At 39.3% G+C, this 15576-nt stretch carries 14 protein-coding genes; 3 read left to right on the top strand and 11 right to left on the bottom strand.

Annotation, left to right across the window (positions count from 1 at the left end):
* Nucleotide 1 precedes the first annotated feature (1 nt).
* A complete protein-coding gene (locus VSAL_RS17580) occupies nt 2–880 on the top strand; it encodes an NAD(P)-dependent oxidoreductase (protein ID WP_012551644.1) in 879 nt (292 codons plus the stop codon).
* Nucleotides 881–954: 74 nt separating this feature from the next.
* On the opposite strand, the gene VSAL_RS17575 is transcribed toward VSAL_RS17580, so the two are convergent.
* From VSAL_RS17575 to VSAL_RS17525, 11 genes are all read right to left on the bottom strand, one after another.
* Nucleotides 955–2262, bottom strand: coding sequence for an IS4 family transposase (locus VSAL_RS17575; protein WP_012549425.1), 1308 nt, complete (start codon nt 2260–2262; stop codon nt 955–957).
* Nucleotides 2263–2404: 142 nt separating this feature from the next.
* Nucleotides 2405–3847, bottom strand: coding sequence for a methyl-accepting chemotaxis protein (locus VSAL_RS17570; RefSeq protein WP_407921299.1), 1443 nt, complete (start codon nt 3845–3847; stop codon nt 2405–2407).
* A gap of 458 nt (nt 3848–4305) precedes the next feature.
* The gene (locus VSAL_RS17565; RefSeq protein WP_012551643.1) at nt 4306–4758 is read right to left on the bottom strand and encodes an NfeD family protein; all 453 of its coding nucleotides are present in this window, start codon (nt 4756–4758) and stop codon (nt 4306–4308) included.
* Between the two features lie 9 nt (nt 4759–4767).
* Nucleotides 4768–5691: an SPFH domain-containing protein gene (locus tag VSAL_RS17560; RefSeq protein ID WP_012551642.1), complete on the bottom strand. Its 924-nt coding sequence runs from the start codon at nt 5689–5691 to the stop codon at nt 4768–4770.
* A 192-nt stretch (nt 5692–5883) separates the two neighbouring features.
* Nucleotides 5884–8055, bottom strand: coding sequence for a TonB-dependent receptor (locus tag VSAL_RS17555; RefSeq protein ID WP_012551641.1), 2172 nt, complete (start codon nt 8053–8055; stop codon nt 5884–5886).
* A gap of 108 nt (nt 8056–8163) precedes the next feature.
* A complete protein-coding gene (locus VSAL_RS17550) occupies nt 8164–9477 on the bottom strand; it encodes a lysine N(6)-hydroxylase/L-ornithine N(5)-oxygenase family protein (RefSeq protein WP_012551640.1) in 1314 nt (437 codons plus the stop codon).
* A gap of 12 nt (nt 9478–9489) precedes the next feature.
* A complete protein-coding gene (locus tag VSAL_RS23965; protein WP_158306891.1) occupies nt 9490–9663 on the bottom strand; it encodes a hypothetical protein in 174 nt (57 codons plus the stop codon).
* A protein-coding gene (locus VSAL_RS22960) for an IS630-like element ISVsa8 family transposase (protein ID WP_085941784.1) occupies nt 9660–10666 on the bottom strand; the annotation gives its coding sequence in 2 pieces (ribosomal slippage) (nt 9660–10288 and nt 10288–10666; 1008 coding nt in all). Before VSAL_RS22960 ends, VSAL_RS23965 begins: the two co-directional genes overlap by 4 nt.
* A gap of 105 nt (nt 10667–10771) precedes the next feature.
* Complete coding sequence (locus tag VSAL_RS17535) at nt 10772–12373, bottom strand: IucA/IucC family protein (protein WP_044583633.1); 1602 nt, start codon at nt 12371–12373, stop codon at nt 10772–10774.
* Nucleotides 12373–13284, bottom strand: coding sequence for a GNAT family N-acetyltransferase (locus VSAL_RS17530; RefSeq protein ID WP_012551639.1), 912 nt, complete (start codon nt 13282–13284; stop codon nt 12373–12375). The genes VSAL_RS17535 and VSAL_RS17530 overlap by 1 nt, the downstream gene beginning before the upstream one ends.
* A complete protein-coding gene (locus VSAL_RS17525) occupies nt 13277–14950 on the bottom strand; it encodes an IucA/IucC family protein (protein WP_231850961.1) in 1674 nt (557 codons plus the stop codon). The genes VSAL_RS17530 and VSAL_RS17525 overlap by 8 nt, the downstream gene beginning before the upstream one ends.
* Nucleotides 14951–15002: 52 nt before the next feature.
* Here VSAL_RS17525 and tnpA point away from each other — a divergent pair, with 52 nt between their 5' ends.
* Both tnpA and tnpB read left to right on the top strand, forming a co-directional pair.
* The gene (gene tnpA / locus VSAL_RS22955; RefSeq protein ID WP_231850883.1) at nt 15003–15170 is read left to right on the top strand and encodes an IS66 family insertion sequence element accessory protein TnpA; all 168 of its coding nucleotides are present in this window, start codon (nt 15003–15005) and stop codon (nt 15168–15170) included.
* Nucleotides 15171–15215: 45 nt separating this feature from the next.
* Nucleotides 15216–15563, top strand: coding sequence for an IS66 family insertion sequence element accessory protein TnpB (gene tnpB, locus VSAL_RS17520; protein WP_012548924.1), 348 nt, complete (start codon nt 15216–15218; stop codon nt 15561–15563).
* Nucleotides 15564–15576 lie beyond the last annotated feature (13 nt).

The raw sequence follows: 15576 nt of genomic DNA, 5'->3' as shown, positions 1-15576 counted from the left end.
AATGGAACAGATCAATGTTAGCTTCATTGGCTTAGGCGTAATGGGCTACCCAATGGCTCGCCATCTAAAAAATGCAGGTTTCTCAACCACGGTTTATAACCGCACTGAAGCAAAAGCAAAACAGTGGGCAGAAGACTATCAAGGACAATCAGCAGCGACCCCACGAGAAGCCTCTCAAGGCTCAGACATCGTTTTTGTTTGTGTCGGTAATGATGGCGATGTTCGCAGTGTCATTTATGGCGAAGATGGCGTATTAGCAGGCTTAAAACTGGGCGCTATTTTAGTCGATAACACCACAACCTCTGCAACGCTAGCGGTTGAATTAGCCAAAGCCTGCGAAGCACAAGGCAATACGTTTATTGATGCTCCCGTTTCTGGTGGCCAAGCTGGCGCTGAAAACGGAGCATTAACGGTAATGTGTGGGGGAGATGAACATACCTTCGCTACCGCAAAACCTGTGATCCAAAGCTTTGCAAAATCAGTGACGTTACTGGGTAAAAATGGCCAAGGTCAACGTTGTAAGATGGCAAACCAAATCTGTATTGCTGGCGTATTGAAAGGGTTAAGTGAAGCCCTTATTCTTGCCGAAAAAGCCAATTTAGATATCGATTTAGTGGTTGATACTCTGAAACACGGCGCGGCAGGTTCATGGCAGATGGAAAATCGCGCAAGCACAATGGCACAAGATAAATTCGATTTTGGTTTTGCGATTGATTGGATGAGAAAAGATTTAGGCATTTGCTTAGATGAAGCAAAGACACACGGTATTTCACTCCCACTAACAGAAGAAGTAGATAAAGAATACCAAGGGTTACAAGAGCAAGGGTTAGGCCGAATGGATACCTCTGTATTAATCAAAGCGATTAAAGAAAGAGTATAACTTTACGTCCTATCTCTGATGTTCACTAAGAGACAAACAATAAAAAGGAGATCTCATGATCTAATGCCGTTCACTTAAGGGTGAATGGCATTCTTGTTTCTGGCATATCGTTGAGGTCTTGGTTTTACCATTCGAGGGAATGTTCTTTCCCTTCGCCTATCAAGTATTAAGCTTTCAGCCATCTGGTGGAAGCCTTTTAATTGTCGAGGGATCGCTCCTGGCGTTGAGTATGGTAAACCAACTAATAATGCAGATACATGAGCAAGTGTCCCATTAAAACTCAATTGATAAGGGAGATAATTTCCTTTTAAATTAAAGCAAAGCTCTACCATTTGGTAGCGAATTAAATTATAAGTCAACAAGATACCCCATAGTTCTTGTTTCACTAATTCAGGCAGACGGCTTCGTAGTGTTAAGCGATTTCCTAACATGTATTGTTTCTGCTCTCGGTAACCCAATTCTATTTCCCAACGATGCTCATAAAGACCGACTATATCTTTCAATGGGTAACGTAATGGGTCAATCATTGACGTCAGAACTTGATAATCTTTTCCTTTAATTTTTCGAGTCACGAGACGAGCAGTCATCGTTTCAGGTAAATTAGAAAACAGTTTTCTTGCTCTTGGGTTACTCCGAAGAATAACAAGTTTGTCATTACGACCTAGCGATCGAATTATTTCATATTGAGTATTTTTTTTAAGGGGAATAAGCCAGTGACGCTCTGAGCCTGTCATCTGCCATTTATGTAGTAATCCTAATGAATAGAACCCCTTATCGAACATAGTTACGCTATGGTCAGGTGTACTATCTATTAACTTCTCTGCCAATATCATTTCATTTGTATTGTAATTATCGAAAGCGCTCGCTGTAATAAGATGACTGCTTAGCTCCATTTGGCAAACCATTCTTACCTGTGGATATTGAGTTCCTTTTTGGCGAGAAAAAGCCTCTTCATTTTTCTGGTTATCAGGTGCTCTCCATACAACACCATCAACGCCTAAGAGAGTTAGTCCATTCCATTTAGGAAGATTAGCACTCTTAAGCCAGGAACTTGTCATTCGCTCAAAGACTGCTTTCATTGCTGCTTCACCTAGATTTTTTCGGCGCTGAGTAAGGGCACTAGGAGCGACAAAAGCTTTACCTGTACGGTCTACAATATCAAGCTGATTAACTAAATCCTTCATGGATTTATTGTTATAGATAGCCATACCAACAAGTAACCATACCATTGATTCAAGAGTAAGCTTTCGCTTCCTCATCGTCACCGTATCAGTGAGAGAATAAGCCTCATCAATCAGATGGATTGGAAGTAAATCAGCGAGAGTCTCTACGTTGCTAGGTTTCCAGTCATTGATTATGTTTAGAGCTTGAGAAACATCCATAAAAAAATCCAAGTGCATAAAATACACTTGGATTTTGACATCTAAAAAGGATCGGTCAACCGATCATATTTACCTTAAATGATCGGCATTAGATCTCATGATCTCCTTTTTTTATATCGAATAGTTAAAGCAAGTGTGTTACTTATACTTTAAAACGAGACAATGATTGTTGAAGTGTTGACGCCAATTGCGCTAATTCAACACTTGATTGCGCGGTTTGGTCAGCACCTAGTGCCACTTCACTTGCAGACAAACTCATGCTTTGAATGTTACGACCAAGCTCTTCGGTTACCGAATCTTGTTCACTACATGCACTTGCAATTTGAATACCCGTATCAGCAACTTTCATCATGGTTTCTTCAATCATTTGAATTGATTGACCCGTTTGAACACTTTGCTCTACACAGATACGAATTTTAGAACAGCTTTGATCCGTTGCGATCTTCGCGTGAGCAGCACTTGCTTGTAGCTTCTCAATGATATCGACAATTTCACTGGTTGATGCTTGAGTACGACCTGCAAGAGAACGAACTTCATCTGCAACAACAGCAAAACCACGCCCTTGTTCACCCGCACGCGCGGCTTCAATTGCGGCGTTTAATGCCAATAGGTTCGTTTGATCGGCAATTCCACGGATCACTTCAACCACAACACTGATGTTGTTTGATTCACGCTCTAACTCTTCAACCAATTCACCGGCTTGTTCAATATCACGAGATACAATTTGAATCTGCTCGATATTTGATTGAACGTCTTGGTTACCTTGTTTTGCTTCTTCCGATGCTTCTAATGCTGATGTAGACGCCGTTTCTGTGTTATTTGCCACTTCTGCAACCGTCGCTTTCATCTGCTCCATAGCAGCCGCTACCGTTGTAATATCAGATTGTTGTTGTTGCATGCCACGAGACGATTGCTCTGAAATCGCACTCATTTCTTCTACTGCTGCAGAAAGCTGAGTTACCGCAGAAATAGTGTCTTCAATAAGTATGCGTAACTGGTTTTGCATTTCAATATTCGTATCGGCTAATGCACCCAGTTCATCATTTCCAATTTCATCACGTTGAAGTTGGAATGTTAAATCACCAGAAGCAATTGCTTTTGATTGCTCTACAACAAGGTTCAATGGACGACAGATTTGACGAGCCAAGAAGAACGTAATAAAAATCATGAAGGCGATTAGTGCAGAGAAAGAGACTTTTGTAATTGTAGATACATTCGCAATACTTCCCATCATAGATACGCGGTTATCTGTAACAAACGTTAAGTTTAATTTCAATAATCCGTCCATTGCAACACCAACATCTTGAAACTCTTTGAATGAACCTAGTAAGCTCTTCTGTGCTTCCGCTCTGTTATCTGCACTGACTTGGGCAAGGAAAGGTTCAAGTGGAGCCATATAAGCTTTCCAGCTGTTGTTCACGCGGTCAAAAACTCTTTGTTCACCATCGCTAACAACCGTTGCGCCATACGCCGCAATTAATTTCTCAACATTTCTCTCTTGTTCTTTTAGAGAAGTAATCAGTCCCGGAAGTAGATTTTTAGGGTAGGTTAGTGCTGCGTATTGATTTCGACGTAGCGTGTTCATTTCAAAATTAATATCTTCAACCGAAAGTAAACTTGGTACCGTAGAGTCCGTAAAATTTACTACCGTATCTTCTACGTTTTACAATTCTTGTAACAAGAAAATAGCAAACGCTATCATCACTAAACCAATTGCTGAAAATACAACGGCAATTTTGGTTCTTACTGCTAAATTTTTGTAACTCATGATGTTTTACAACCTTAAATAATGTTAATAACTCATCCATGAGTGCGTACGCCGAATTAATGTTTCTTGTAATTATGTTTATCGGCAGGATCGCGATAAAATAAAAATGACCAAAAGTCATATATTTTAACACCACTTAAAATGTTAATAATTACGATAGAATGTGAGGTAAATGGCAGTACATTTCATTACTTACATTTAAAGCGTAAAAAAAGTGGCTATTGAATTACTTATTATCGCAATTCAATAGCCACTTAATTTATAACATTGTTAAATCAGTCTTTAACGGGTTCAATCGTCAAAATAATACCGTCAACAGACACGACACAAACCATGGTTCCCTTTGAAATATTTTCAAAACTTTTTGCCGACCATGTCGTATCGCCTAGCTTAATTCGACAATTCCCGGCAAGCACATCGTCATCTAAACGTGTTATTTGTCCCAATAATTGTTTGTCTTTTTGATTCAACTGCCGCGTAGAGTCCGATTTAATGTCTTTTTTATGTTGATAACGCCACCATAACCACGTTGAAAACAGTGAAAAAACAGAAAAACTAACCCATTGTAACTGCCAACTCATTGGAATAAATGAATATAAAATACCAACCGTTACCGCAGATAAACCAATCCAAAGAAAGTAACCCGCCGTTCCTAGCAACTCACCAGCAAGCAGTAATAACCCTAACGTTAACCAATGCCAATGATTCATTTGTTCAAAAAATTCCATCATGAACTCCTATTTAGGACCCTCTTTGTCCACTTTAAACATCTCAGCAATACCCGCAATTGAGCCCATTAAACCTGACGCCTCTAAAGGCAGCATAATGATCTTACTGTTCTCAGCTTGCCCTATTGATTTTAGCGCCTCGGTGTATCCTTGAGCAATGAAGTAATTCACAGCTTGCATATCACCTTGAGAAATTGCCTCTGATACCATTCTTGTTGCATTAGCTTCGGCTTCTGCTGCACGCTCACGCGCTTCGGCTTGTAGAATAGCGGCTTGTTTGTCACCTTCGGCTTTTAAGATCTCACCTTGCTTGTGTCCTTCTGCTTTTAAAATCTCGGCTTGACGTTTACCTTCAGCTTCTAGTACATCGGCACGCTTATGACGCTCGGCCTTCATTTGTGCATTCATTGCCGCCGTAAGATCCGCTGGTGGCTGAACATCTTTAATTTCGATACGAGTAACTTTGACACCCCAAGGGTTTGTTGCTGCATCAACAATGGCTAATAGTTTCACGTTAATCATGTCTCGTTGGCTTAGCATTTCATCTAATTCCATCGAACCTAGAACAGTACGCATATTGGTTAATGTTAGATTACGAATTGCGTGTTGCAAATCGCTCACTTCATAAGCCGCTTTTGCTGCATCGACGACTTGAACAAAACACACCGCATCAATAGTAACGTTTGCATTGTCTTTTGAGATCACTTCTTGAGCTGGAATATCAAGAACTTGCTCCATCATATTGATTCGTTGCCCAACGTTATCAATAAATGGGATGATTAAATTTAGGCCCGGTTGTAATGTTTGCGTGTATCGACCAAATCGCTCTACTGTCCAATTGTGGCCTTGAGGTACGGTTTTTACACCAAGTGCGATTAATACCAGAACTACAAAAACCAGTACACCAATGGTTATTAACGTGTCATATGCCATTATTTTCTTCCCTTTTTAATTGATAATTTTCTAAATATATCTATGTTTTATAAATAAAAATGGTTATTTTCAATCATACCTAATTATTAACATAAATGTATGGATGCACTAGGCAGTTATTAAATAAAAAATAAGACTACTTCACCGAAATAGTCTTATTGATATTTGTATAACGTTAATAACCGTTAAATATTAATATTTAACTTGGTAATTCAGCGTATAAGTACGTCCTCTGCCTTTATAATCATAAGCCGCTGCATCGTAGTGACTAGAATATAAAATTTGAGCACGTTGTCCCCATGCCGTTGTATAGTCATTATTTAGTAAGTTTTGAATACCAAATCCAAGACTACCCACGGGTAACTCATAACTGCCGACTAAATCTAATACCGTGTAGCCAGACAATTTATTGTCTTTTGCATCTTCATAATCAAACATCGTTTGGCTTTGTACTTTAAGAGCAAGATCTGATTCATACCAACCAATCCACGAATTGGCTTTTGATGTACTTGCCTCACCTGCGCTCAAATCATCCCACTTACCATCTGTTTGTAATTCAGAAATAACATAATGACCTGACGCACCCACTTGAAGATTATCCATTACCCAATAAGACACCAACGCTTCTGCCCCGTATACGCGTTTCTTATTATCGACATCTTCAATTAATAACGTATTTTTATTGTATTTAACCGACTTGTCCGATTGAGAATAATACGCGGCAGTTTGGAAACTCAACGCATCTTGCTCAGTTCTAAATCCAATTTCATAGCTGTTGGTTTTTATCCCTGACATCTTAGAATCAGATACGTTAATACTGTCTTGAAGCGCATAATGCCCATTCGCATCTGCGGCGCCATAACTGCCTTGACCGTAATACTTTGCCGGATCAGCAAGATCGAAGCCTTGAGAGAAATTCGCCCATACTTGTGAATCAGAAGTCAGTTTATAAATGGTACCAAGATTAAATAAACCCACAGAATAACTGGTTTCTCCACCCGGAACCGCATCAGCCGATGATCCTTTACCTGCTGCAATTTTCTTTTGAATTTTATAATCAACAAAATCATCGACTTTATTATTCATGTGTTGATAGCGGTAACCCCCCTCAATAGACCAATCGTCTGTGATATTGAAATCCGCTTGAATAAAACCAGCAACAGAACCAACCTCAACCCCGGGGTAACGACCAACTTCAGCGTACGTTTTATTCACTAAGTTACCCGAATTATTTGCGATTGTTGGATCAAATAAGGCCTGATTACTGTCAAACTTATCCATATAAGCATCTACACCATAAACCAAGTTCACTTTACCAAACGACTTGGCTAGAGCGGTTTTTAACGAGAATACGTCCGTCGTTTGTTGTGATGCACCTTGGTAATACGGGGTATAAGTTTGATCTTCTTTACGATACGACGCTTCTACCATTAGTTGCTGACCCAAAAACGCAGAATCATTATAAGCCGCACTTAACATGATCCGTTCTGTACCGTGCTGACGATCAGATTCAAACCCTTTTCTTACATCAACAAAATCACCATTCACAATATATAAACCATAAGGAGAGTCTTGTTGGCTGTCATAGTATTGCGCTAAGAAGTTAATGTTCTTGGTGTCTGATATCGTTACACCAACCGTACTTTGCAAATCGATAGTTTTGTTATATTGCAGAGAACCTTGGGATATATCAGGCGTAATAATGTCGCCATCTGCATCAAAATAACCTTGAGTTTCGGTATAAACAGCAGAAACACGAGCGGATACATTGTCACTTCCTCCAGAAACAGATTGTGCAACTTTATAATCAAAGTCATCGCCCCCATTCAATCCTGAAGAGCCACCAACGTAACTTTCAAATTGCAACTCATCACTGTCTGCTTTCTTGGTAATAATATTAATGACCCCTCCCGTCGCCCCAGCACCGTAAATAGATGTTGAACCAGAAAGAACCTCAATTCGTTCGATATTAAATGGGTCTATCGAATCCAATTGACGGCTAATAGGACGAGAGGATTGAAGCGATACCCCATCAATCATCACCAACATCGCACGGCCACGTAAATTTTGACCATAATTCGTTCTTGCGCCACTGCTCACATCCAAAGATGGAATGGTCGCAGATAAGATCTCGCCTAATGTTTTACCGCCACGGTATTCCTGTTCGATTTGCTCTGAATCCACAAACCAAACCGTTCCTGGAATTTCACTGATCGCCTTTGGTGTACGGCTCGACACCACCACCATGGTTTCTTCTGTTGAAGAATAGTCCTCAGCTTGAGCCGATAACGTAACAAACGTCGTTGCTGATGCCACTGCGATAGCAACCAATGTGAGCGGATAATTCCCTTTTTTAGCGTTCATTTCTGTTCTCTTTTTTATATTTACAGTGCACTTAAATAAATACGAATGATAAAAATCCGTATTCAACTATTTATTTTTGATAAAAAAACACTCGGTTTAATGACTCAGCTACACTTCAACAAGATCATTAATAGTCGATGCTGAAAGCCATTCAATCATTCCTTCACCCGATCGAATGTCGTATAACTCTTCTTCTGATAATCGATTAATAATACTGGCACTTCGCCACGCCATTAAACTGAGTTGAGGCTCTGCAATACCATGACTGTGCATACCGGCATTCACAGCAAATATTTTATTTGTGTTACTGCCTTTCCATTTCAATTCAAAATCAGGAGTCAATTGATAACGACCTTGATCATCTAACTCTAATAAAGGAAGAATTGAATTCAAACATGCAGGGTAAGGCGATTTAAACCCAGTCGCTAAAATCACAATATCGGCTTGATGAACTTCGGCTTGTTGGCTTAAGGCATTATGTATATTTAATGAAAATCCAGACGCGATTTGCTGTAATTCATTCATCGTACGGTGAGGCAATAAACGCACCCATTTGTCTTCTTTCATCACATCAAAACGATGGTACAACTCACGATAAATATCGAGTAACGCCAATTGCGTAATGCCATCGGATGTTAATTTTTGAGCCGTAATTTCAGAATGCTTCACTTGCGGGTTCAATTGCACAAAGGCGTTAACATAATCAGGCGTAAAGAACTCATTGGTGAATGACGCTTCATCTAATGGTTGAAAATTAGAACGACGTGATACCCAATCTAGTGACGATACTTTTCCCCATTTTTCACGTAACACATTTAAAAATATATCCGCACCACTTTGACCGCCGCCTACAATCATGACCCGCTTACCGGTAAAATCGCGATCTCTTAATCCCATTTCAGCGGCATGAAATACCTTAGGCCCAATATGAGGAATAGCACATTCAGGCACAAAAGGAACTTTGCCTGTGCCTATACACAAATTCTTAGCTTCATAGGCTCCGTTTGTGGTTTGTATCTCAAACGCATCCCCATTAAATTCAATATTTTCCACCGTCGTAGAAAACTGAACATTACTCAGTTGTTGTGCAACCCAAGATAAATAATCTGAAAATTCATGACGACTAATACAACCTAATTCTGCCGATAAAAAACGATAAAACTTTTTGTTTTTAACCAAGTAAGACAGAAAGGAATACGGACTTTCAGGATAAACCGCACTGACTAAGTCTTTTAGATACATCGTTTGCATATTGGTGTTATCCAGTAATAAACCCGGATGCCACGCAAACGACGATCGGCTTTCAAAAAACGTCGCTTTAATTTGTGTTTTTGGTTCTAAAAGCGACGCAACACTCAGGTTAAAAGGACCAACGCCTATACCTGCCAAATCCAATTTGACGTTCATATTATTATTCTCCATTTAATATTATTGTTATTGATTAATAGCCAGGTATAACGGGTTATCGACTTTATCGTCCATATCTGGAAGCATACGAGAAGCGCTAGAATCCGTACTGTGTTTAAACTTGGCTAAATTAAGGCCGATACGTAAGATCCTTGGTTTAAACAGATCTAACCGTTCAAATCGGTCTTGGTAAGTAGTCACGCAAAAGTTATTGTGAATTTTTCGCCGTAATAATTTAATATGTTTTTGATGTTAATACTGAGGTCTTCAAACGTTTTGAACGCTTCACATGGTAACCATTCATATTTTACTTTCTTCCACAATATCTCAATGATATTGAGCTCTGGAGAGTACGGTGGTAGATAACAAACTAATACATCATTCATCAACCACTCATGCAATTTTTGTTTAAATTTTGCTGACCTATGAAAAGAGGCATTATCTAAGATAATAAAGCATGGCTTATCGTTTTTTCGTGCGTTGATAAAGTGCTCAAATGCATCAATTACTGTATCGGTAGTTACTCTTCCTTCCGTTGTTTGAAAACTCAATTTACCTTGTCTACTTAAGAAGCCAAGAACATTGAGCCGTTTGCTGTGTGAATGAGCAGGCCTTAGCGATTGAACACCGATAGGTCCCCAACAATAAGGAAGATTAGATTTCTGACTAAAGCCTGACTCATCAAAATAAAAGAGTTCACATTTATTCGTACGTTCCATTTCAATCAATGAATTCAATATATTACTGAAATTATTGAATTTCATATCGTCACGCTTTAACTTTAATGAGTGTCGGGCTCTTTTGTAACTGTAATCACTTTTTTTATATTTCGTTTAATAGTGTCTAAGCTGGATTTTTTACCTGTTTCTTCTTCAAGTATTGCTTGTGCTCGTTTAAGTTGATGTGGCTCTTCATCAACCAATGACTTCAAACGATATACTTCTGCTTCTGTGTAAATAGGTTTTCTACCTATACGAACAGCGTCATACAATCCGAGCATTCCACAGGCTTCCCAATGGTCTATCCATGACGATATGGTCTCAAATTTAGCGTCTAAAATATCAGTTAACGCTAAAATAGAGTAGCCTTTATCACTGAGAATAATCGCATGTGCTCGTATTCTTACTCTATTTTTTGGATGATTAGCGATCGCTTCTTTTAGGGTTATTTTTTCATTGTCTGTTAAAGGATTAACTGCTTTCATTATGATATAGACACTGACGTTAAAATACTCATTTTAATACCATATGGATATATGGATATATGGTAAAGGCGAAATCTTCATTCTCGAAAACTTATCATTAACTACTTATTCAGGGTTCGTTTGCATATACGCTTTTATACGTAATGCGAGTAACTGATAAAAATCCATTTCAGGTAGCCCTAGCTTTTCAACCAACGGCGAAATAAAACGCAACACGGTAACAAAATGCCCTGTTTGTAAGTCATGAATAATCAACTCTTCAGGCAATTTAACGGTCACATTTTTAACCATTTCATTGAGCGTTTCTTGCTCTGCAATATCACGGTCAACTAAACGCATATCTCCTTGAAAATCCTTTAACAAAATACGTTTAGGGTGTGAATCTTCCATTACTAACGTCACATTTTGTCCGTGAGCAATTAGCGACACCCCATATTTACAAAGCAAATGATAAAAAGGGATGACTACGGCATCAAATAACTTATTAAGCCACGCTTCTGTCGAAAGCCTTGAGGCGGCGATGTATTCAGAAATAAGAGGAACACCATCAACATCCGATTCCATGAGCGCTGCCATTAATATCGCCGTTTCACTTGTCGCAAGTTTAGATTGTGCGGACTCTCGCCATATCACACCTAATAATTCATGATAGCGATAAGGGGCATTGATTAAGGATTTATAATCGGCTTGAGCGACAAATCCAGCCGCCGGCTCTTGCAGTATTTCGGCATTTTTCTCGACAAATAACGGGTCTGTTTTGAATACAGAATCAAGCCAATCTGAGGCAATCGGCCCTGCTAATATATAACGCCCAGGAATACCTCGATAACATGAGGTATTCATAATGGTTAAGGGCAATTTAATGTCATAACTGTTCGGTCTTGTCATGTTGCTGAGTGTACGAATAGACAACTGAGGCAAGAACTCATCGCCAAACTCACCTAAATAAATAAGGGTTTTCTCCGCCATTTCTCGAACAAAAAGAATCGACAACTTCTGATGCCACTGCCAAGGGTGAACAGGCACAAAAGTATAGTCACTGATATCAAGATTAAAAGACGATAATACCGCCTCCATATTATGCAATTCATTGTCACTTACCGCAGAAAGAACCAACTGCTTCCAATCCACGTCTTCACTTGTCGCTTTCTCTAAAATAGAATGATGCACTGCAACCCAATTAAGTTGAAATGATCGATCTGCTTCTGGCGCATACAAAGCAAGATCATCACTCCCCCAACCTCGGCGACCTTTATTAAACGCAAATTTTGGGTGCCCATCAAAGAAAAGCTGTTGTTGTTCGCAAGACAAAAACGCCAGCTCTTTGGCTGACCAATTTTCTTTACGTAAGGCCAATTTGCAATCACCCAATAAAGTCGCGTTCAAATCTTCAAAATGCTCAGCTAACGCATCGTCGCTCATGCCAATCAAGCTCTGAACGTCACGCATAAATTGCGTCGCTAAAATATCAGAATCCAACCCATTTTCATCTTTACGAATTAATGAACTCGGTTCTATCACCACTTGTCCCCAAATATTGCGTTTACCTGAAAAATGGTAATGAATATTTTCGATCAGTGTTAATGACAAATCAGTAGGATTCTCTTCAATCTTAAACGCCTGCTCGTAGGCTAATTCACTGATTAGTTTCGCCACCATTTTACGGTTTGCACTTGACCAATGAGAATGCAATGCTATTTGATCCATTACCATTGCTCCGTAAAAAAGGCGTCTCGTTCAAGCATCATTAATGCCGAACGTTTATGAGGGAAATTAAATTCAAAACACTTGCGGTAACCCACCTCTTGAATACGAGTAAATAAGCGTTGATTATCCGCTCTTGGCTCTAATACGATTCGTTGAGTTCTCGCATCATCAATAAACAGATAATGGCTGATCGCTCTCATCCAACAGTTAAAATAATGCGCACCTCGAAACTCCGGTTCGCCGACTAAAAGGTGAATACCACGATCGTACGGTTGCACATCAAAATACGGACTTAATCTGTCTTCACTGACCCAATACGCTTCGACATAACCAAAAGGTTTGCCGTTAAACTCACCGATTAATGGCATAATATGATCATCATTAAGACGTTCTTGAGCAAAATCCGTCAGTTTTTCTTTACTCCACGCTTGCTCCCAGAAATGAGCAACTCTAGGATCATTCATCCACGTTGTGAGACGATCCATGTCTTTTTCAATATCAAACACTCTAAAGCTAATCTCAACCTCCGCATCATGATCATAGCGTTGATATACTTTGCCTTTTGGCGTTTCAGGACGTAAAGGATGATGGCGATATTGCGGCAACGACTGTACTTCCATCAATGGAAATAACGTTGATGCCGTGTGTAAATGCCAAGGCTTTGTGTATTGATAAAATCCTTGGCGTGATAAATGACATTGATAGATAGCCGGTAAATACTGAGCTAACGCATCAGGAACATCAGAGGCAATATGGAGTACATCAATCATTTTATGATGACTGAATACATGATCAATTTCTTGAAGGCATTGAGTAATAACCGATTGCTCTTCAATATCTTGTGTCGACAAGGTAAAACTCATTGTCGGCTTAAGATCGAGATTCAGAATTAACGTCGTATAATTAAACATTCATAGCATCCTTTACATGAACTAATGGATTAGGTAAATCGAAGTAGATCACAGCAGGATCAAGAATTGAATTCTCATTCATGTTCTGTAAATAACAGTAGAAATTTCCTTTACAACACAAGGCATCGCTGTCTAAAACATAATCTAAACACTGGGGATCGTTAACCCCCTTATCTCTCAATATTTCTAATTGTTTACGAAGCTCCTTCATTAATGTTTTTTCGCTCACGTCACAATAAGCCGCGATGGATGCGATCACATTAAAGGTCGAGTTTATAACTAAATAATACGCAAAATAACGTCGAACTTTCTCATCATTCCAATAGTTTTCAATATCTTGCTTTGTTTGATTTAGGGCTTCAGGAAAGCGTTCAAATGCAAGATCCGTATACCCTGTTCCTTGGCAATCTCGATAATACATTCCAATAGGAAACCCTTTTTTTAACTGCATAACAATATTCTGCTGATGAGCCAAAAAGACAACGCCGTAATTCGCCTGAAGAGTAAACAAAGGCACCACTGCATATTGGCAATACGCACTGAACCATTCCTGAGCAACTAACGATAAGTTTAATTTACTCGACTCAGCGTATTGCTTTATTCTTTTTGCTAATAGGCTTTCACCACCATAAGGATTCTGCTGAGTTAACGTTGCCAGCACTACCGCTTCTTCTTCAGGCTTAGCACTTAATGGATTTTCACGAAACGCCACAAGACTCTCGTCTATCACTTGCCCTTCTTTAGTCATTAACCCTAAATAACTTGGCTCTTGCATCACTTGAAAGCCTTGCTTATTGCCTAATTCTTTACTTATGTCGGTGTCATTAAATAACTGATTTAACCGTGTTCCACGAACCACTTCTTTAAGAGATAAATTACGAATTGAATTTGTCAGCTTAACGCTGAGTGAAAACTTAAGCATATAAGGAAGTGACGGAGAATAAAGAGAACGCGTCGATGAGGTTGGATACCACGTCGAGCCAAAAGCGCCTAGCTCTCGAATTAAGCCTTCATTTAAATACGCCTGAATATCCCCTCTCTCTTGCAAAACCTTCCACTGCCATGGATGAACAGGAAAGACGGTTTCTTCTTTTTTCAGCGCACAACTAAGATCGATGAATAACGCGCGATCTTGAAAGACTAATTCATCTAATCGCTCTTGAGCGGTTTGTTCTCCAGATGAACCAGAGATAAGAATGGATTGATTTACCGCTAACCAACACAGTTGAAATTGTCCACCAAGCTCTGGTGAATAGATTTTTGCATCCTCATCCGTAAATTGCTCTCTGCTTTTAGGCGCAGGATGGAATGAATGGCCGATAAGTAAACCTTGCTCTGCTTGCTGAAAATTAAGTGATTGAGAAAATAACCTCTCCGCATAAGGGCTTCTGCTCACCCCAACGTACGTATTTGTATAACTCTCTGTCACCCGCTCTAAAAAGATCGCTTTCTGTTCTTTAGAAATAATACCAACCAATGCCGGTTGCTCTAAGACTCGTAACAATACTTGCTCAAAGCCTAACGTAATCGCTTCATCTCCATACAAAACAGCAGGAAAACAATATTCATGCAAACCAACTGAAGAGACATAATTGAGTGGTATTTGAATTTCATGCCCACCACTTAGGGGGATAAGAGTAAGCGTGCGGGGAACTACACCTAACAAATAAAATTCATTATGCGTATCTTACGATCTTTCATTTAACGAGAACGTAATTATGCAAAAAGATAAAAAGAGAACACCAGAGCAATGGCACGCTCTATTTGAATCTCAGCAATCTAGCAAGCTTAGTGCCGCTGAATTTTGTCGTAACCATAATATTCTGCCAAAGACATTTAGTGCACGTAAAGCACGATGGAAACAAAAGATTAACATTGCCAGCTAATACTGAACCTCACTGGATAGGACTCTTATTAAAAGGGTATCAATCATGAATGTATTTACTGATGTTTCCACCATTTATCTTCATCGTGATTTTGTCGATTTTCGCAAGGCCATTAATGGCCTTGTCGTGATTGTTGAGCAAGAAATGCAACTATCACCGTTTAGTGATGCTCTATTTATATTTTGCAATAAGCCTCGTGATAAACTCAAAATATTGTATTGGGATAAAACAGGATTCGCTTTATGGTACAAGCGATTAGATGAAGACCGCTTCAAATGGCCACGAAATATAAATAACGATACGTTAGCATTATCAGAGCAGCAACTGACACTGCTATTACAAGGTTTTGATATCTTAGGACATCAACCGGTACATTATCAAACAACCCTTTAAATAGTTGATTCTC

The sequence above is a fragment of the Aliivibrio salmonicida LFI1238 genome, from assembly GCF_000196495.1.
Lineage (GTDB): Bacteria > Pseudomonadota > Gammaproteobacteria > Enterobacterales > Vibrionaceae > Aliivibrio > Aliivibrio salmonicida.
Note: the sequence above shows the minus strand (reverse complement) of the source record. Positions and strands in the feature narration are given on the sequence as shown.

Bases quoted from the DNA above. Each gene is read 5' to 3' on its own strand.
- VSAL_RS17575 (WP_012549425.1), bottom strand. From the start codon at position 2,262: ATGGATGTTTCTCAAGCTCTAAACATAATCAATGACTGGAAACCTAGC.
- VSAL_RS17550 (WP_012551640.1), bottom strand. From the start codon at position 9,477: ATGGAGAATAATAATATGAACGTCAAATTGGATTTGGCAGGTATAGGC.
- VSAL_RS17530 (WP_012551639.1), bottom strand. From the start codon at position 13,284: ATGTTTAATTATACGACGTTAATTCTGAATCTCGATCTTAAGCCGACA.
- VSAL_RS17565 (WP_012551643.1), bottom strand. From the start codon at position 4,758: ATGGAATTTTTTGAACAAATGAATCATTGGCATTGGTTAACGTTAGGG.
- VSAL_RS17580 (WP_012551644.1), top strand. From the start codon at position 2: ATGGAACAGATCAATGTTAGCTTCATTGGCTTAGGCGTAATGGGCTAC.
- VSAL_RS17555 (WP_012551641.1), bottom strand. From the start codon at position 8,055: ATGAACGCTAAAAAAGGGAATTATCCGCTCACATTGGTTGCTATCGCA.
- VSAL_RS17560 (WP_012551642.1), bottom strand. From the start codon at position 5,691: ATGGCATATGACACGTTAATAACCATTGGTGTACTGGTTTTTGTAGTT.
- VSAL_RS17535 (WP_044583633.1), bottom strand. From the start codon at position 12,373: ATGGATCAAATAGCATTGCATTCTCATTGGTCAAGTGCAAACCGTAAA.
- VSAL_RS17570 (WP_407921299.1), bottom strand. From the start codon at position 3,847: ATGAACACGCTACGTCGAAATCAATACGCAGCACTAACCTACCCTAAA.
- tnpA (WP_231850883.1), top strand. From the start codon at position 15,003: ATGCAAAAAGATAAAAAGAGAACACCAGAGCAATGGCACGCTCTATTT.
- tnpB (WP_012548924.1), top strand. From the start codon at position 15,216: ATGAATGTATTTACTGATGTTTCCACCATTTATCTTCATCGTGATTTT.